This is a genomic window from Sphingosinicella rhizophila, from assembly GCF_032378825.1.
Lineage (GTDB): Bacteria > Pseudomonadota > Alphaproteobacteria > Sphingomonadales > Sphingomonadaceae > Allosphingosinicella > Allosphingosinicella rhizophila.
The window spans coordinates 1-18,395 of record NZ_JAVUPU010000016.1 but is presented as its reverse complement, the minus strand read 5'-3'; the positions used below and the strand labels follow the sequence as shown (position 1 = coordinate 18,395).

Sequence of the window (18,395 nt, the reverse complement as noted above, 5' to 3'; positions counted from 1 at the left end):
TGTTTTGAACCCGCAGCGAGACGCTGCCCGGGTCAGGCAGTCGAGACAGGGTGGAGGGAAAATGGAACGAGACGTCAGGTCCACACCCCAATATGCTTCCGTCGGCAAGCTCTATTCCGGCTTGTTCGCACCCGGGCGCGACCACGTTCACGTCGCGCGCGACCTTCGCCTTGGTGATGGCGACAAGCTCTATTTCACCGGCCTGAGCTTCACCGGAACCCTGGAAGACGGGCCATCCGACGCGCTCTACAGCTTCGACCGCTGCGACGCATCGCTGACCCTGCTCCGCCGCGGGGCCCGCCTCTTCCGGCCTTCACCGGACGGCCGAACCGCCGCCTTCGCGATCGACGACGGCTTCGAGATCGTCAATCTCGATGATTTCGCATCGGTCGAACGCTGCGCATTGCCGGGGATGATCGAGCAAATTCATTGGTCGCCCGACGGCACCCGGCTGGCCGTGCTCGTTGCAGGCGCCCATGCGGATGTGTCGGGCGCGGAAGGCGGCTATGCCCTGCGCACCGAGACCGAAGGCCCGGCCTGGCTGCCCGAAATCGACGAAGGCGGCGCGGAAGATGTCTGGCGGCGCCTTTGGCTGTGGCATCGAGGTGCCGAAGAGGCAAAGCCGTTGACTCATCCCCCGGTCAACGTCTGGGAAGCGAGCTGGAAGGGGCCAAACGCGATTGCCGTCGTCGCCAGCAACCATCATGGCGAAGGAAGCTGGTACCAGTCACGTTTGGCCGAGGTCGACATCGCGACCGGCGGTCTGCGCGAACTGCACGTCCCGGCCGAGCAAATGGCCTATCCGACCGGCGCCCCCGACGGCAAAGCGGTCGCCTTCGTCGAAGCGGTCTGCAGCGATCGCGGCATCGTCTGCGGGACCTTGCGCCTGGCCGATGCGGATGGAGTCAGGACCCTCGACACCAACGGCGTCGAAGTCACCAACATACATTGGCGCGGCGACGGCCGCATCCATTATGCCGGCCAGCGCGAGTTCGAGACGGTCGTCGGTGATCATGATCTTGCCACCGGCAAGGCAACGGACATCTGGGCATCGCAGAGTTTGACCTGCGGCGAATGGTATCCGGCGACGGTCCCCGACGGCGATCGTGGGGCGCTCATCTTCACCGAGGGCTACGACCAGGCGCCGGCTCTCACCCGCGTCGAAGCCGGCGAGGCCCGAATCCTCCACAGCTTCGCTGCGCCCTTTTCGCGGCCTGACGCCGGGGTGATGGAGCCGCTGCGCTGGCAGGCCAGGGACGGGCTCGAAATCCACGGCTGGCTCATCCGCCCCAGGAACGGCGGGGGCAATCATCCCTTGCTGATCGACGTTCATGGCGGCCCGATCTGGTCGCATCGCAACCGTTGGATGGCGCGGCTGCGTTCGGCCCCTTTGCTCGTGCAGCAAGGCTATGCGGTGCTGCTGCCTAACCCGCGCGGCGCCTCTGGCCGCGGCCAGGATTATGCGCGCATGGTCGTGGGCGACATGGGAGGAGAGGATGCACATGACATCATGCGCGGCATCGATCATCTCGTCGATCAAGGCATTGTCGACCCGAAGCGGGTGGCGGTCACCGGCAACAGCTATGGCGGATTCATGTCGGCCTGGCTGGTCACCCAGACCGACCGGTTCGCTGCGGCAGTGCCGATCTCCCCGGTCGCGAATTGGTACAGCCAGCACTTCACCTCCCAGATCCCGTCATTCGACGAACTTTGCGTACAGGGATCGCCCAGGGAAGCCGGCGGCCAATATTTCGACCGCAGCCCGGCCTTCTTCGCGCACCAGGCGAACACTCCAATGCTGCTACTGGCTGGCGGTCGCGACAAGAACACGCCGCCGACCCAGGCCCTCGAATTCCACAACGGCCTGCTGGAAGCGGGCGTGACGAGCGTGCTTGGGATCTATCCCGAACATGGCCACAGCCTGCGCGGCTATCCCGCTTATCTGGATAGCGCCGCGCGTATTTTGATCTGGCTGGACCGGCATCTCGGGCCGGCCGAGGCCGATCGCGGCTGACGGCGTCCGGCCGGGAAGACCTTCCCAGCCCTGCCGGCCCTTCGCGTCAATAGGTGGCGCCGAACAGCAGGACTCCGGGCGTTTCAGTCGATTGCCAGCTTTTGCCATTCGGGTCGAAAGTGATCGTCGCAACGGTGCCGCGCAATCCGCCCGCCATTACCTGCGAGATTTCATGCACCGCGAGACCGCCTGCCTTCAGCTGCGCGAGGAACGCCTCATCATAGGCCCCGGCTGGCACGGCGACATCGTTGATCGCCGGCTCGGGGATCTGCTGGCGCAGCGCGAAGCCGCTCAGCAGGGGAGGCGCCGCCTGCACCTCCGCAAGCGGCAGCTTCTGACCAAGCATGCTCAGCAAAATCTTGAAATTTTCCGGTATCAGTCCCGATCCGATCCCGGCGGTCGCGAGAACCGGCTCGCCGTCCTTCAATGCGATCGCCTGCACCATCGGATTGGGCAAGCGGCCGCCCGGCTTCAGCTTGGCAAGCGCCTGCTGCTGAAAGCCGCCCGAATCCGGGATCGGAATGCCGCCCACGACGATTCCGGTCGAGCCCCATACGACCGAATTGATCGTATGGGTGATCGCCGCGACATTGCCCTCCTTGTCGACCACGACCAGCGAATTGGAATGGCGAGATTGCGCGTCGCCCTGCGGCGCGACGCCGATCGTCGGAAGCAACGGCGCCACCTGCCGGGCGAAATCCTTGGTGAGCAACGAAGCCGGTGAATGGTCGATGCCTTTGGCCGTCAGGGCGGCCCTTACGTCTTCTCGCAGGTGCGGCGCATTTTCGAGCGTCCCGGTGATTCGCGACACGCCGATAAAGGATTGCGGATCTCGCCAGAAGGGCGCCGCCTTGTCGAGCCCCGACGCCTCGGCGAGGTTCAGCAGTGGAATGACGTTGTAACCGGCGTCGCTTTCGCCGCCCGGACTGTAGACGGTCGTGCCGGCGAAGCTGGTCGACAGCGGCTCGGCCCAGGTTGGACGATATTCGGCGAGGTCTGCCTTGACCACCTTGCCGCCTTCGCGCCGAACGATCCGGACATATTCGTCGGCCCAGGGACCAGTATACATATAGGCTGCCCCCTGCGCCGCGACCGCACGTAGCGTCTTGGCGGCCTCCGGCTGGGCAAATGTTTCTCCCGGCTTGAAATCGGCGGTGCCGCCGGCCGCGAGGAATGCCTTGCCCTCCGGGGTCCTTTCCAGAAAGGTCTTGCGCCAGGCGAAAAAGCCCGATGTGCTGGGGCTCAGTGTGACGCCATTTTCCGCATAATGGATTGCCGGTGCGAAGAGGTCGGCCCATTTGAGTTTTCCGAACCTCTTCTGCATCGCTTCCATGCCGGCCATATAGCCGCCGACCAAGGTCTCGCGGCCGAGATCGGTCTGCGTCTCTGGAACCTCGGCGACATTGCCGCCACCGGCAGTTCCGGTCCGCGCTGCGGCCTGCAGCATGCCGAGATCGGCGACCGGTATGGTGAGCGGGTCGGTTTCTTCGCGATAGCCGTTATAGCCGCCGTCGAGCGCATGGACCTTGCCCGTCGCGGCCTCATAATAAACCATCGACATGATACCGGCATAGGATACGACCGATCCCATCTGCGTGGTAATGCCCGTCATCGCGATCGCAGTTGCGGCGTCCGCCGCATTGCCGCCATTTTGCAGGGTCATGAGGCCGGCAGCCACGGAGATCGCCGAAGCCGTTCCGGAAATCGCGCCATTCGTTCCGACATGGACCCGCGATTGCGTGGCGGTCATGCCTTGGCTCTCGGCCTTCTCGGCCGCCTCGCGAATCTCAATCGGCCACTTTGCCGGGGAAAGATCCGTCGCGCCCACGGAACTCGCGGCGCCGATGGCCGCCGCGCCCGCGATCACGCTCTTCTTGAAGCCGTTCATATTCCCGCCCTCCCCTTCGATCCATTGATCTGACTATTCTCGGCGCGCTTCTGCGCGGTGGCCTCAAGCCTTCGCCGCGTAGAAGGCGCGCAGAAAGCTGAACACCGCCGGCATCACGAGCGAAACGTGAGACTCTTCGTCGATCAGATGGCTGGAGAAATTCACGCCCTTGATCGGTGTCGTGCCGGCTTTCTTGATGAATTCGACACTGCCCTCTCCGACCATCCACTGGTACAGGGTCGGCGCGGTGATCTCGCGGGTTCCGACCATCAGGTGCAGGTTGCGCTCGCTCAGTCCGCCACTCTCCAGGGCGTCCGCATAGAGCTTGAAGACGACCGACTTGCCCGCCAGGATGCCGGGGCTGCTCGCTCCGAAATTCTTGAAGATCGTAGATTTCTGCAGGGCCGCATAGGCCGTGAACAGGCCGCCATAGGAATGGCCGAACAGGCCGACCGTGTCAGGCTGGATCCGATAGTTCCGGGCAATGAACGGATGCAGTTCTTCGGTCAGGAATGCGAGGAAGCGATCGCCCGCCGGATTGAGGAGATTCTGGATATAGAGCTGGACCCCTTCGCGGTCGAGCATATCGCCATAATCCGCGTCCCTCATGCCCTCGACCATGCCCTCCGGCATCGCCTCCTTCGGAGGAAGAAGATCGCGAGCGCGTACGGCGAGCGAACGCTTCCTGTCGGAACCCGTATAGCCGATCGCGATCTGGATGGACGATTGAACCGGATTGATCGGATCGTACATGCCGGCATTGCCGATCATCGAGGATAGCAGCGCCATGCTGTTGCCGTCCGGCATGTAGATCGCGGGAAACAGATGCGTCGACTGGCTTTCATAGGCCGTCGGGACCGTTACCCAGATGCCGTAGCGCGCGCCCGCTTTGACCGAATCGATCTCGAAATAGCGCGTCCGCTCGAACATGGTCGCATGCGGGATCGGCAGGGCTTCGAACTGGCCGGCCGGCTTGGCGGCCGTGCGCGCAGCGGCCGGCGAAGAGGCTGCGGCGGCGAGACCGCCAGCCAAAGCGAGCGTCTCGCGGCGATCGAACAATGTTGTCATTCCATTCTCCCCCATCATTGTTTCTCACGCCGGTAGCGCGGCCTGTCCGACTGCGCTTGCCTCAGGCGGCTTCGAACCTTTGCTCCTCGATCCAGCCATCGATCGCCTGTTCGAGTACCTCCAGCGTCACCGCGCCGGGCGACATCAGGGCGTCGTGGAATTTGCGGATGTCGAAGCGGTCGCCGAGCGCGGCCTCGCTGCGCTGACGAAGCTCGCGGAACTTGAGGTTGCCGAGTTGATAGGCCAGCGCCTGTCCAGGCAGGCCGACATAGCGATCGACCTCCGCTTCCACCGTCTCGATCGGCAGGACCATGTGCGTTTTGAAGAAGTCGATCGCCTGTTCGCGGCTCCAGCCCCTGGCATGGATGCCGGTGTCGACGACCAAGCGCACCGCCCGCCACATTTCCATTTCGAGCCGGCCATATTTCTTCTCGGGGCTGTCGTAGAGGCCCATATCCTCGCCGAGCGCCTCACTGTAGAGCGCCCAGCCTTCCAGGCAGACGCTGTAGCGCATGCCGCCGTTGCGGCGGAAGGCCGGCAGGTCCTTCAACTCCTGGATCAGGGCGAGATGCATGAGGTGACCAGGCCAAGCCTCGTGCAGCGCGATCGGGATGTGCATGTAGCGCGGCAGCTTGGCGGGAATGGACGTGATCCAATGTACTCCGGCGGCGCTGCCGTCGGCCGGATTGGGCTGCGCATAAGCAGGCGGCATCGCCGCGGCGATCTCCTCGGGAATGCTGCTGACCCCGTAAGTGGTGCGCGGGACGTTGCCGAAGAAACGCGGGATAATCGCATCGATCCGTTTCGACAGGATCTCGATTTCCTGCCGCAGCGCCTCGCCGCTTTCCAAGATCTGCTGGTTGTCGGTCTGCAGCCGGCGCTTGAATTCGGCAAGGTCTCCTTCGAAGCCGGCGCTGTCGGCGACCGCCAGCATCTCCTCGGTGATACGGCCGACTTCACGGAGCCCCAGGTCGTGAATCTCGTCCGCCGTCATGTCGGTCGTCGTCGCCTGCCGGATCAGCAGACGATAATATTCGGCGCCGTCGACGTCGTTGACAATGGCGAGGTCGTCGCGTGCGATCGGCGCAAGCGTCTGTTCAATGAAGTCGGCATATGCCTTCATGGCCGGCATCACCCTTTCGGTGATGATCGTGCGGCCCTCGGCGACGAGGCTGGCATAGCCCTTGCCCCGGCCTTCGACCGCGGCCAGCGGCCTGAAAAAGGGCGTCCGTTCGACCGTCATATTGGCCTGCCCGCGCACGACGCTGAGGGCGCGTTCCACCACAAGCCTGGGATAGCGGATGCCGCGCGACGCGCCCAGGGACATGGCAGATTTCGCGCTGTCCAGCGCAGCCGGAACCTGGGACAGTCGGGCGACATAGCGCCGTGCGGCCTCGACACTGGTCAGCGATGTGGAGTTCGCCCAGTAATTCAGCATGAATTCGGGACCGAGCGGATAGATGCTCGGGCGCAGATGGCCTTGCGTCGTCACCACGTCGACCATTTCGGCCAATTCGCTCGTCATCAGGGTCCGCGACGCCTTTTCCGTGGGCGAAAGCGCTTCGTCACCGATCGCATCAAGTTCCCTGAGAGCAGCCGACGCCCAGGCGGCACGGCGCTCAAAATCCCCCGGAGCGTCGCGCATAAGAATGTCCGATTGCGGCGCATCCCCGGCCATGATGGCGGTGATCGGGAATTCATCGCGAAGGAACTGCCAATAGCGATCTGACAGATCGGCAAGCGGTGATGATGGCATCGAAGTCTCCGTTGTGAGACCGCCGATCAGGCGGCGGCCGAATAACAGGTGCGAAGGAAACTGGACCAGGCCGCGCCATAGCCCGTCGCGTGCGATTCCTCGGGGATGATCTTGCTGCTGAAGACAAGGCCGGGGAGCGGTTGCAGGCTGGCGAGCGCGATGAATTCCGTCGTGCCGGCGCCCACCAGCGTCTGGTAGTAAGAAGGCACGGTGATTTCTCGCTCCGCCACCGTCATGTGCAGCATGCGGCCGGAATGGTCGGCCTTCTCGGCGAGCGCGCGGCCATACATTTCGAAGATCTTCGATTTCTGCGCCAGGATACCGGGACTGCCGGCGCCTATTCTGCGGAACAAGGATGAGCGGCTGAGCGCCACATAGGTTGCGAACAGGCCGCCATAAGAATAGCCGAACAGCCCGGCATCCTCGTCCTGCACGCGATAGCGCTTGGCGATCAGCGGATGCAGTTCTTCGGTGAGAAAGGCAAGGAACTTGTCGGCCGCCGGATTGCGCAGGTTGTGGAGATAGAGGTCGGCCCCCGCTTGATCGATCAGACCCGTCTCGACCGTGGCCCGCATCCCCTCTTCGACCCCGGGTGGCAGCGCCTCGCCGGGCGGCAGGAGGTCCCGCGCGCGAACCGCCAGCGACCGGTCTGCATCCGCACCGGTATAGCCGACGCAGACCTGGATGAATTGCCGGATCGGGTTGATCGGATCGGATGCAAGCAATTCGATCCGGGGCGCCGTTTGCGGAGCCGCACCATTGCCGTCGGGCATGTAGACGACCGGAAATCGCTTTCCCGATTGGCGCTCATAATGAGCAGGCCTGGTGACCCAGATCGCGTAACGCGCACCCGCCCGCACCGAATCGATCTCGAAATAATCCGTGTTCGGCAACATCGCCGACAAAGGCGGCACGATCCCCGAGAGCAGGCCGGAGGCGCGCGCCTGTCCTTTGACGGCGGCCGGCATCGCAGCAGCCAATGCCGTGCCTCCCGTCATGGCCAGCAAGGTCCGTCGATCGATCGTGTCGGGCATCCGCTTCCTCCCTCGCCTGGACGTCAGTCGCGAATGCCGTCGGCCGCGGCGCAACGGCGCGGATCGGCGACCGCCGTCAGCGTTCCGCTCTGTTCGTCCCGCGCGATCACGGAGAAGCTGCCCATATGATAGTCATAGCCGGGCAGGACCCCGACGCGGCAGCCAAGCTTGTACAGATCCTCGACCACACCCTCGCCGAGCCGATCTTCGATGACCACCGATCGGTTTNCGCGCGATCACGGAGAAGCTGCCCATATGATAGTCATAGCCGGGCAGGACCCCGACGCGGCAGCCAAGCTTGTACAGATCCTCGACCACACCCTCGCCGAGCCGATCTTCGATGACCACCGATCGGTTTTCGGTCATCGGCAGCATGCGCGGCGCATCGACGGCGGCATAGGGATCTAACTTGAAGTCGAGCAGATAGGTCAGAACCTGCGGCAGGGTGCAATGGATATTGCCGGGCGAACCCGCTGAAAAGACCGGCTTGCCATCCTTCAGCACCAAAGTGTTGCCGATGATGCAGCGGCTCTTGGCGCCCTTGATCAAGGTCGCGTCCATCGGGCTTTGCAGATTGCCGAAAGTCGCGTGACTGCCGACCATCGGGATGCCGCCGACGACCTGACCAGGAATGCCCGACCCTTGCAGCGTATCCATCATCTGGACCCAATTGCCTTCGCTATCGACGACAGCAATCTCGCAGCTGCCCGTCGGCTGCTTGTCCTCATGCTTGGCCAAGCGCGGCTTTCCGCCTGCGCCGCCAAGCGCGGACATGAAATCGCCGCCCGCGCCGCCGGCGTCGCCGGAGAGGCGGATATGCTCGCTGAGGTCGACCTTCGGCCGCGCGCCGCGGATCAGCTTGGCGAGATGGGCGTGGTAATTGTCGTCCAGCACCTCTTCGCGCGGGACGTTGTAGAACTGATCGTCATGGGCATATTCCCAATGACGCGCACCTTGACGCAGCGCGTGCCCCAGCGCCCACCAATGCTCCGCCGAGCCCGGCGCCATATCGCGGATGCCAAGATGCTTGAGCACGCCAAGGGCCACCGCCGTATAGAAGCCCTGCGCCTGCGGCGGACCGAGCGACACGACCTCATATTCGTGATGTCGAAAGCGAACCGGCTCCACCCAGCGCGGCGGCGTTTCGGTCATATGATCGAGCGTGATCTTCCAGCCCAGCTCGTTCGCCTTGGCGACGAATTTTTCCGCCCACGGACCGGTGATCATATAATTGGGATCGGCGGCGACACCGCGCATGGTCTCGGCCATGCCGGGGGGAACGAAGACGTCCCCGACATTCGGGAAATAGCCCTTGGGCTGATAGAAATCGCGGCCTTCCGGGAAGTAAGTGATGAACTTCTCACCGAAGATATTGACGCCATATTCGAAGGTGGAGACGACATGGCCGCTTTCCGCCCATTCGACCGCGTCAGCGCAAAGCTCGCCCCAAGGGCGCGTGCCGAACCGTTCGTGGATCGCCTTCAATCCCGGCATGAAGCCGGGGATGATCGCCGATGGCGGAATGTAGGCATAAGGCCCCATGCCCGGCGGGACCGGGCGGAAAGGCGAAAGCCCCGACGGGTGGCCGCCGAGACTGTCGAGCTGATGCAGCTGCCCGGTCTTCGCTTCATAATAGAGGAAGGTGACGAGTCCGGCATGATTAGTCATGAACGGCTCGACCGCGGCCTGGACCATCGCGCCGGCAATACCGGCATCGGCGGCATTGCCCCCGGCCTTCAGCACCTTCAGCATGGTTTCGGTGACGATGGCACTGTCGGTCGTGACCGCGGCCTGCAGGCCGCTGACCGGCGTCTTGGGGCCGGGGTCGCGAATATAGCTGGCTAGGTCCCTGGGCACGTCTTCCCTCCTCGATGATCGTTCTAACGGAAGGCCGAGGTCGGCAGCGCTTACCCCTCCTCCAAGCCGGCCTGCAGCCACGTTCCTCCGAGTCGCAGGTGGCTTCCTCTCGACCGCTTTTAATGCATAACTGAATCTGGTTCGCAATAGCTCAAGAAGTCCCAATGGCCGAACCTTGGTCATTCACCCGTCAAATCTCGAAGTGGTGGCGGATGTTATCAGGCGGTTGAATTTGTGAGCTTTTATCCGGAACGGGGCATTCTCTGCGGCAAACGATTAGTCACCAAAATACAGTGTTGCATTTTTTTTCGATAAGAGAGACAGTCCTTGGGCTGAAGACTCACAGGAGATCAGCTCAAAAGGGGGCGCATTGCATGCACCGGTAAAGCCGGGCGCGCAGGCGCATGATGCAGGGAGACTGAAAATGGACCACCGCAAGATTCTGGCGTTTACGACGAGCTTGATCGCCATCGGCACCGCGAGTGTCGCAAAGGCTTCGGATACGGCCGCCGCCGCGCAACCCGTGGAAGCCACGCAGACCGGTTCCGCCTCGAGTGGCGATGAGGGTCTCGCCAACAACGAGATCGTCGTCACGGGCTCCAAGCGCGATCAGAGGCTGCAGGACCTTCCGTCAGCGGCAACCGTTATTTCCAACGAAACGATCGTGACCGCCGGTATCCAGGACTTCCGCGATTATGCCAGCCTCGTCCCGGGCCTCAGCCAGCGCGACTTCGGCACCCCTGGCCTCGGCACCGTCGTCATTCGCGGCCTCAATACGGGGCCTCAGCAGACGTCCAATACCGCCGCTTATTATCTCGACGACGCACCGGTGACGGCGAGCGGTCCGTTCGCAATCGGTTCCTTCTTCACGCCGAGCCCCGATCTCGGCGACGTCGAGCGGATCGAAGTTCTCAAAGGACCCCAAGGCACTCTGTTCGGCGCCAACAGCCTGGGCGGTCTGGTGCGGGTCATATCGCGATCGCCGGACCTCGACGACTTCGCCGGCAATGTTCGGGCGGAAATCAGCGACACCTACAGCGGCGACGTCGGCTACAGCGCGCGCGGCGTCGTCAACATTCCATTGGCGCAAGGAAAAGCCGCCATCCGCGCAAGCGGATCCTTCCGCCACATTGGCGGCTTTGCCGACAATGTCGGCACCGGCACCAAGAATGCCAACGAATCCGACATTTATGGCGGACGCCTTGCCCTTCGCTTCCAGCCGATCGACAATTTGACGATCGACGCCGTCGCCTTTCTGCAGAATATCGAAGCGACGGGCGGCGCGGGGACCGATCATATTACAGGCACTTTGACCCCGGAATATGGGAAGTACAAATATAATGCCTTCGCCGATTTGCCCTCGAATATAAAATATCGCCTGTTTTCCGGATCGGTGGATTATGACTTCGGCCCCATTTCCTGGATCACCACCGTCAGTTACGGCGACCTCGAAACCAACATCCTGGCTGATTATACCGAAATCTACCTTCCGTTCGTGGCCGGATTCGTTCCGCCCGATACGCTGGTCCGAGGTAATGTCAGCCCCAGCACGGAAAAATGGACGGCGGAAAGCCGGCTGGTGTCCGAGCGGCTGGGCGCCTTCGAATTCATCCTTGGAGGCTATTACACCAAGGAAAAGTCATTCTACCGCACGGTCGTCAACTTGCTCAACCCGACGACCATGCAGCTTTTGCCGGGCATCTTCGGTGACTTGCTTCGGACGGGAACGAGCGACGAATATGAAGAGATTGCCGGATTCGGCAACCTGACCTTCTATCTTACCGACAGCCTCGACGTGACGGGAGGGATCCGGCTCATCCACCTCAAGGACGTTTCGACCGGCGGCTTGCCCGTCGACGGCATCGCCGCTTCCTCCTTTTTCGTGCCGAGAGCACCGTCGACCTTCAGCAACAGCGAGAACCCGATCACTTATCTGGCGACATTGCGCTGGCGGCCGACCGATCGGATCAGCACCTATTTGCGGGCAGCGAGCGGCTACCGCCCAGGCGGACCGCAGGTCGGCGCGAACCTGCCGCCGGATGCGCAAACAGAAATCCTGTCCGATACGACATGGAATTACGAGGCAGGGATCAGGGGCAGCTTCCTGGGCAACAAGCTGGCGATCGAAGCATCGGTCTACCGTATCGACTGGGACGACATTCAACTCAGCACCTTGTCGGGCGGATTCGTCCTGCGCGGCAATGGTGGCTCGGGCAAGGTCGACGGGTTCGAACTGGCTGCCACCGCCCGGCCGACCCGCTTTCTGACCATCTCCGGAAGCCTCGGCTATACCAATGCGCGTCTCACGCAAATCGATCCGGCCGCGAGCGTGGTGCTGGGTGCTGTCGCCGGCGACAAGCTGCCGCTGACACCCGAATTCACGGCATCGTTGCTTGCCGATCATCGCATTCCCCTTTCGACCTCGACCGACGCGACCATCGGCGGCACGTTGCGCTATCAGTCCGACATGCCCAGCGGTTTCCCGGGAGATCCGCTCAATCCCAATATCAATATACCCGGATATGCCACCGTGGATCTTCGCGGCGGCGTCGACTTTGGCCGGTTCTCGCTGCAGCTCCGGGCCGACAATATCTTCAACAAGCTCGGCTATACGACCGTCACCACCAACAAGGTCATCGCATCCATCCCTGTTTCGACGGTGGGCACGACGATTCGGCCTCGTACGTTCACCCTGTCCCTGTCGGCAGATTTCTAGCCACCATGGGCGCCGGATCCTTATAAGGCCCGGCGCCGCATTTTTCCGGCGCGCCTGCGAGTGCCGGTTTACCCGCGAGGAAAAGCTTACCGATGACTGCATTGATCCTGGAAAACGCCCGCATCTTCGACGGCAGCAACGAAGAATGCGCGGAGGGCATGTCCGTCCTTATCAATGGCGAGTCGATCGAGGAAATTTCCGACAAGCCGATCACGAGCCAAAGCGCGAGGAGGATGGACCTGGCGGGTCGAACCCTGATGCCCGGCCTGATCGATCTCCACATTCACGCTTATGCCTCGAGCGTGAACCTGCAAAGGGTCGCGACGTCCGGCCACACCTATAATGCGGCGCATGCCGCCCGCATGCTCGGCCACGCGCTCGACTGCGGCTTCACCACGGTCCGCGATATCGGCGGCGGCGATTGGAGCCTGGCCACCTCGATCGAAGACGGGCTGATCCGGGGTCCGCGTTTCTTCTATGCCGGCCGCATCGTCTCAATGACCGGCGGCCATGGCGACTTTCGGCCGATGCATGTCAGCCGGCACGATGAAGGGATCTGCCAGTGCGGCGAATCCAACGTCTTCAGCGTGCTTGCGGACGGCGTCGACGAGTGCCTGAAGGCGACCCGCGAGGAACTGCGCCAGGGTGCGCATTGCATCAAGATCATGGGCTCGGGGGGCGTCGCCTCGCCTGCCGATCCGATCTGGATGAACCAGTATCGGGAAGACGAGATCAGGGCGATCGTCGGAGAATGTATCGAGCGGCGCACCTATGTCAGCTCACATTGCCATGGCGCGGAGGCGATCCGCCGCTCGGTCGATTACGGCGTCCGAGTGATCGAACATGGCACCTTGATGGATGCCGAAACGGCCGCCCATGTCGCCAAGAAGGGCGCCTATGTGGTTCCGACCATGGCGGTGATCTTCGCGTTGATGGAGGAAGGGGAGCGGCTTGGCCTTCCCGCCGTGAGCATGGAAAAACTGAGGTCGGTCTTCTCCTCTGCCCTCTCGGGAATGGAGCATATGCGCGACGCCGGGGTGAAGCTCGGCTTCGGCACCGATCTGCTCGGCGAGACCTATATTCGCCAGACCCAGGAATTCACCATCCGCCGCGAAGTGTTCGAGCCGGTCGAGATCCTGCGTCAGGCGACCTCCGGATCGGCCGAGATTCTGATGCGCGAAGGCGAACTCGGCTGCATCGCCGATGGCGCGGCCGCCGATCTGATCGTCGTCGACGGCGATCCTTTGAAGGATATCGGCCTGCTGGCGGCGAGCGGCGAGAAGCTCGACCTGATCATCCGTCGCGGAGAAATCGTGAAGGACCGGCTCTCGAACTGAGACTTGCTCGCTCGCGGTTGCGAACCCTTCCCCGGCTTCTCTGGTCCATTTCATACAATGATGCATTGAATGTGACGCGAACCGGCGCTATCGGCGGACCCGGTCAGCAGGGATAAGTGGAATGCCGGTCGACACCCGCATCATTGATGGCAGGCTCAGGGCGGAAACACTGAGCCGCGAGGTCGCAGCCGGCGCCGAGCGACTGCGAGGGGCAACCGGAGTCGTACCCAAGCTGGTGACGATTCTCGTCGGCGAGGACCCTGCCAGTAAGATCTATGTCCGGCGTAAGGCGGAGCATGCCCGCGCCATCGGCATGCGCTCGGTGAGCCATCATCTGGACGCCGACCTCTCCGAGGCCGCCCTGCTGGCGCTGATCGCGGCGCTCAACGCGGACCGCGAGGTCCATGGCATATTGGTGCAATTGCCGCTGCCGCCACAAATCGATCGCGTTCGTGTGCTGGCGGCCATCGACCCGGCCAAGGATATTGACGGTTTTCATCCGATGAATGTCGGACTGCTCGCCAGTGACGGCGATGGGATCGTCCCGTGCACGCCACGGGGATGCATGATGCTGCTCGAGGCCGAATTAGGGTCGCTGCAAGGGCTGAACGCGCTCGTCGTTGGTTGCTCCAACATCGTCGGTCGGCCGATGGCGCAATTGCTGCTGCGCGCCGGCTGCACGGTCAGCATCGCCCACATCCACACGCGCGACCTGCCCACTCTGGTGGCAACCGCGGATCTGCTGGTCAGCGCCGCCGGTGCGCCGGGCCTGATCCGTGGCGGCTGGCTGAAGCCGGGTGCTACGGTGATCGACGTCGGCATCAATCGCGTTCCGAAGCCGGACGGCGATGGCACCAGGATCGTCGGCGACGTTCGCTTCGACGAGGCGCTCGGGCGCGCGGCTGCGATCACGCCGGTCCCGGGCGGGGTCGGGCCGATGACGATCGCCTGCCTGCTCGACAACGTGCTGCGGTCGGCCGAACGGCTCGCCGCGGAGGGCCGCTGCGCCGCTGCTGCCTGAGGCCCGCGTTCCGGTCTGGCTCAGCATTCCTGTCGGTTGTGTCTATTGCTGATTTTCGCGTGACCCATGCTTTCGTCCGGTGCCATGCCTGCCGCTCGAAGCGCTATCGGCAGCCGGCGACCGGGCTCTCGCCGAAGCCCTAGGCATTTCGCGCCGTACCTGCCTCCGCTTTCAACACTGTCGCATAAAGTTTGCCGATCCCGATCAAAGCGAGCCCCAGACCGAGAAAGGAGAGGATGCGTAGCAGGCCTTCGAGCGCCGAGGCGTCGATCAGGAAGACCTTGAATATCGTCGCGGTGAGCAGGATGAGGCCGGCGAGCCGGAGCGCCTTGTCCGGCAATTTGATGCCCGAGAGGAGCAGGCCGATCGAGAGGATTAAGCCGGCGAGAGAGTAGATATAGGATTCTGCCGAGGAGAGGGTGGGAGCCGTAAGGATCGCGCCGTGGAAGAGCTGACGCACCATCAGAGCCACGCCCAGCACCAGGGCTGCCAGGAACAAGGTCAGCCAGGCGCCGGAGACGGCTTCGCTTCCGGCCCTGCGCCTGTATCCGTAGAGCCAGCAGGCGCTGCCCAGATAAGCGGGCAGCAGCAGGTTCAGGACCGGCAAGGACCCCACCCATTGCGCATCGCGCACCGGATTGTGGAGCAGCATGTCGAACCAGACCAGGCGCGCGGCGGCAAGGCCAGTCAGCACAGCGCCGATCCGAGCCGCCGCGCCACCGTCCAGCTTGAGCCGTTGCAAATGACCGACGCCGAGCAGCCAGCCGGCGAGGAAAAGAGCCTGGGTGATCAAAAGCCGCTCGGCAAAGCCGCGGGCGACGAAATCCTCACTGCCGGCAAGGCCGAAGACCTGCTTGAACAGGATGTAAAGGACCGACACCATGAACAGGGCCGCCGCCGCGAGCAAGACCGTCCCGATCCTCTGCCCGCTCGCTAACTCGCGCCGGACGAGGAGCAGCAAGGGCACGGGAACCAGCAATATGACGAGAGCGCGGGCGATGCCGGGAAGGTTGGAGGCAAGAGCCGGTTCGCCCGCCAACGAGGCCGCTAGCGTGACCCAATATTCCGGGACCATTGCCATCGACCACAAGATGGCGAGGCCGGCGATCAGCAAGGCATAGGAGGCAAAGCCGGCGGCCGGGATCCTCCGGCCCGCCAGGGCCGCACCGGCCGCCAGCAGCAGCCAGGCGCCGCCAAGCCAGTCGTTCGGAACAAGGTCGGATGCGGCGGTGCCGATCAGAAGCAAGGCCGCACCCGCCGGGAAGGGGAGTCCGTCCGTCGCGACGTGCCTGCGGACTGCTCCACGAATCCAGACGAGGGCGGCTGGACCGGAGGCAGCGAGGAGCATCGATCCTGCCCAGGCTGGCGGATCGAGTAATTCTGGGCGCGCCAGGCGCAGGATGATGATCGGGGCTGAAAATGCCGAAGCCGCCGTGATCAGGAAGAGTCTCCGATCCTCGCCGCCGACCGCCAGGGCTGCCGCGGACCCGCCGAAGATGAGAGTGATCGTGGCCGCAACCCAAGGCACGATCGGATCGCTCCCGGCAAACGCCTTCACCGCCAGGAGCACCAGGGCCAGTACCAAAGCAGCCAGCGGCAGAGCCCGATATTCGGCCTTCCTGCTCGACAGGAACAAGGATGCCAAAGCGAGCGCGCCGAACAATGTCCAGGCCGGAAGTTCGATATCGGTCCGCGCGACGAGCAGGGCCAGTTGGAGGAGGCCGATCAGCGCTGGCCGCAGGAAATCGATCTGCCAGCCCGCGCCCGTCCTGACCAGCGATCCCGCGACGCTCAGCGCGAGCACGAAAAGACCGGCGGCAAGCGCATCTGCCGGGCGGCCGAACAGCAACGCACCGGTCCAGCCGAAACTGAGCAGCAGTGCGCCGGCCATCAGCCAGGTCCAACCGCGGCGCTGGGCGATCACGAAGATCGCCATGTCGAGAAGGGCAAGGTAGAAGAGCAAGGGTACGGCGCCGCTGTCTGGATCGCCGACCAGGAACGGCGTCGCGAACCCTCCAGCCAGACCCATTATCGCAGTTGGCGCGCCGTGGCGAAGCGACAGGATCAACGCGACGGCGGTGACGGCCAGCATCAGCGCGGACGCCGTACCGATCGAGATCAGCTGATAGAGGACCAGCGCGCCATAAGGCGTGGCGTAGAGAATCAGGATCCCCGCCCCGACCAGCGCCTGGGCGGTGCGCAGATCGCCCGTTGGACTGGCCCCAGATTGCCCGTCGGGCCGATTGTCGCGTGATTCCCCCCGACCGGAAGCTGCTCCGGAACGGCTTCGGGCATATTGGCCGGCCCCGAGCAACAGGATGCCGAACAATGCCGCCACGACCATCCGCACCGGCGGCGTGACGATCCCGATTTCGATCGAATACCGGACCAGGAAGATGCCGGCGACGGCAAGTGCGATGCCGCCGATCCAGATGAGAAGCCGACCGCCGACGAATCGCTCGAACAATGTCGCCAGCGTTTCCCGGACGGCTGGTACCGGTTCCTTCGCGGCTGGATCGGCGTCAGCGTCCGGGGCTGCCGGCACCGTCTCTGCCCAGGAGGGCCTTGCGGGTCTTGCGTGCGGCACCGTGGCAATCACGCGCGCGCCGGTCAGACCGGCGGGATCGTCCGCTTCGGTGATGGCGGGCTCGCCCCGAAGTATGTGCATTTCGTCCTCGAGCTTGCCGATACGGACAACCAATTGCCGGTGGAACAGGTACAGGACCACCAGCCCGAGGAAGAGGATCAGCTCCATGACGATCGAAAGCTATCCCCGCCTTTGCCTGCCAGTGCAAATCGCGAGACAGCGAAAGGTTGCGCCGGCCACGGCTTTCTTGCGGCCGTCCGCCATCGTTCCCACATCAGCGCATCAGAGCGGGAGATACGAATGGAAAGCTGGCACGGCACGACGATCCTTGCGGTACGCAAGAACGGCCAGGCGGTGATCGCCGGCGATGGCCAGGTCTCGCTTGGCCAGACGATCATAAAGCCCAATGCGAAGAAGGTTCGCCGGATCGGTAGCGGATCCGTGATTGCCGGCTTCGCGGGCGCCACCGCCGATGCCTTCACCTTGTTCGAGCGGCTGGAGCGCAAGCTGGAACAGCATCACGGCCAGCTGATGCGTGCCGCGGTCGAGCTCGCCAAGGATTGGCGGACCGACAAATATCTGCGGAACCTGGAAGCGATGATGATCGTCGCCGACAAGGAGGTAACGTTGATACTCACCGGCAATGGCGACGTTCTCGAGCCGGCAGCGAACGTGGCTGCGATCGGATCGGGCGGCAACTTCGCACTCGCCGCCGCCAGCGCACTCGACGAATATGAGCAGGATGCCGAAACCATTGCCCGCAAGGCGATGAAGATCGCTGCCCAGGTGTGCGTCTACACGAACGAGAATCTCACCGTCGAGAAGATCGAGCAGGCCGCTTGAGCGCATGCCGGATTTTCCCTCGTCATTGTCGCCATGCTGTCATCGAAGCGGCCTAGGGCCGGTCTCGCGGCTCGGGCTCGATTGGCCTGGGACGCGTCAAGCTTAGGGACGTAAGACCGCCTCATTCCCCCGAGACGGTCTCCCTGTCACTGCCCCGTCAGCCATCCGGCTGGCGGGGTTTTTTTTCGGCCCTTCGGGTAGGCGGCGGACGAGAGGGTGACGTGGCCGGCCCGAATCATTAGAGCATGATCATCTTAGACTGAACCATAACCGC

Annotated in this window: 11 protein-coding genes; 5 read left to right on the top strand and 6 right to left on the bottom strand. The window is 63.4% G+C overall.

Annotated elements, in window-relative coordinates:
* The first annotated feature begins 61 nt into the window (after positions 1-61).
* The gene (locus RQX22_RS18840; protein WP_315728692.1) at positions 62-2,014 is read left to right on the top strand and encodes a S9 family peptidase; all 1,953 of its coding nucleotides are present in this window, start codon (positions 62-64) and stop codon (positions 2,012-2,014) included.
* Between the two features lie 46 nt (positions 2,015-2,060).
* On the opposite strand, the gene RQX22_RS18835 is transcribed toward RQX22_RS18840, so the two are convergent.
* The 5 genes from RQX22_RS18835 to RQX22_RS18815 form a co-directional block, all read right to left on the bottom strand.
* Positions 2,061-3,902: a gamma-glutamyltransferase gene (locus tag RQX22_RS18835; RefSeq protein WP_315728691.1), complete on the bottom strand. Its 1,842-nt coding sequence runs from the start codon at positions 3,900-3,902 to the stop codon at positions 2,061-2,063.
* Between the two features lie 63 nt (positions 3,903-3,965).
* On the bottom strand, positions 3,966-4,970 hold the full coding sequence (locus RQX22_RS18830) for an alpha/beta hydrolase (protein ID WP_315728690.1): 1,005 nt from the start codon (positions 4,968-4,970) through the stop codon (positions 3,966-3,968).
* A 61-nt stretch (positions 4,971-5,031) separates the two neighbouring features.
* Positions 5,032-6,726: a DUF885 domain-containing protein gene (locus tag RQX22_RS18825; RefSeq protein ID WP_315728689.1), complete on the bottom strand. Its 1,695-nt coding sequence runs from the start codon at positions 6,724-6,726 to the stop codon at positions 5,032-5,034.
* A gap of 26 nt (positions 6,727-6,752) precedes the next feature.
* Positions 6,753-7,760 carry an alpha/beta hydrolase gene (locus RQX22_RS18820; RefSeq protein WP_315728687.1) on the bottom strand — a complete coding sequence of 336 codons (1,008 nt, stop codon included), beginning with the start codon at positions 7,758-7,760 and terminating at the stop codon, positions 6,753-6,755.
* Positions 7,761-7,892: 132 nt separating this feature from the next.
* Entirely contained in the window at positions 7,893-9,512 is a 1,620-nt protein-coding gene (locus tag RQX22_RS18815) for a gamma-glutamyltransferase (protein ID WP_458309546.1), read from the bottom strand.
* A gap of 529 nt (positions 9,513-10,041) precedes the next feature.
* On the opposite strand from RQX22_RS18815, the gene RQX22_RS18810 reads away from it, so the two are divergent.
* From RQX22_RS18810 to RQX22_RS18800, 3 genes are all read left to right on the top strand, one after another.
* Positions 10,042-12,333 (top strand): TonB-dependent receptor, encoded by a 2,292-nt coding sequence (locus tag RQX22_RS18810; protein ID WP_315728682.1) that lies wholly within the window; start codon positions 10,042-10,044, stop codon positions 12,331-12,333.
* A gap of 92 nt (positions 12,334-12,425) precedes the next feature.
* Positions 12,426-13,670: a metal-dependent hydrolase family protein gene (locus RQX22_RS18805; protein WP_315728680.1), complete on the top strand. Its 1,245-nt coding sequence runs from the start codon at positions 12,426-12,428 to the stop codon at positions 13,668-13,670.
* A 121-nt stretch (positions 13,671-13,791) separates the two neighbouring features.
* Positions 13,792-14,691: a bifunctional 5,10-methylenetetrahydrofolate dehydrogenase/5,10-methenyltetrahydrofolate cyclohydrolase gene (locus RQX22_RS18800; protein WP_315728678.1), complete on the top strand. Its 900-nt coding sequence runs from the start codon at positions 13,792-13,794 to the stop codon at positions 14,689-14,691.
* Between the two features lie 139 nt (positions 14,692-14,830).
* Here the strand turns inward: RQX22_RS18800 and RQX22_RS18795 are convergent, their stop codons facing one another.
* Positions 14,831-17,446 carry a DUF2339 domain-containing protein gene (locus RQX22_RS18795; protein WP_315728676.1) on the bottom strand — a complete coding sequence of 872 codons (2,616 nt, stop codon included), beginning with the start codon at positions 17,444-17,446 and terminating at the stop codon, positions 14,831-14,833.
* A 132-nt stretch (positions 17,447-17,578) separates the two neighbouring features.
* Between RQX22_RS18795 and hslV the strand changes: the two genes are divergently transcribed.
* Positions 17,579-18,121: an ATP-dependent protease subunit HslV gene (hslV, locus tag RQX22_RS18790; RefSeq protein ID WP_315728674.1), complete on the top strand. Its 543-nt coding sequence runs from the start codon at positions 17,579-17,581 to the stop codon at positions 18,119-18,121.
* The last annotated feature ends 274 nt before the right edge of the window (positions 18,122-18,395 follow it).

Coding starts and splice junctions, on each gene's coding strand:
- RQX22_RS18840 (WP_315728692.1), top strand. CDS start 62: ATGGAACGAGACGTCAGGTCCACACCCCAATATGCTTCCGTCGGCAAG.
- RQX22_RS18835 (WP_315728691.1), bottom strand. CDS start 3,902: ATGAACGGCTTCAAGAAGAGCGTGATCGCGGGCGCGGCGGCCATCGGC.
- RQX22_RS18830 (WP_315728690.1), bottom strand. CDS start 4,970: ATGACAACATTGTTCGATCGCCGCGAGACGCTCGCTTTGGCTGGCGGT.
- RQX22_RS18825 (WP_315728689.1), bottom strand. CDS start 6,726: ATGCCATCATCACCGCTTGCCGATCTGTCAGATCGCTATTGGCAGTTC.
- RQX22_RS18820 (WP_315728687.1), bottom strand. CDS start 7,760: ATGCCCGACACGATCGATCGACGGACCTTGCTGGCCATGACGGGAGGC.
- RQX22_RS18810 (WP_315728682.1), top strand. CDS start 10,042: ATGGACCACCGCAAGATTCTGGCGTTTACGACGAGCTTGATCGCCATC.
- RQX22_RS18805 (WP_315728680.1), top strand. CDS start 12,426: ATGACTGCATTGATCCTGGAAAACGCCCGCATCTTCGACGGCAGCAAC.
- RQX22_RS18800 (WP_315728678.1), top strand. CDS start 13,792: ATGCCGGTCGACACCCGCATCATTGATGGCAGGCTCAGGGCGGAAACA.
- RQX22_RS18795 (WP_315728676.1), bottom strand. CDS start 17,446: ATGGAGCTGATCCTCTTCCTCGGGCTGGTGGTCCTGTACCTGTTCCAC.
- hslV (WP_315728674.1), top strand. CDS start 17,579: ATGGAAAGCTGGCACGGCACGACGATCCTTGCGGTACGCAAGAACGGC.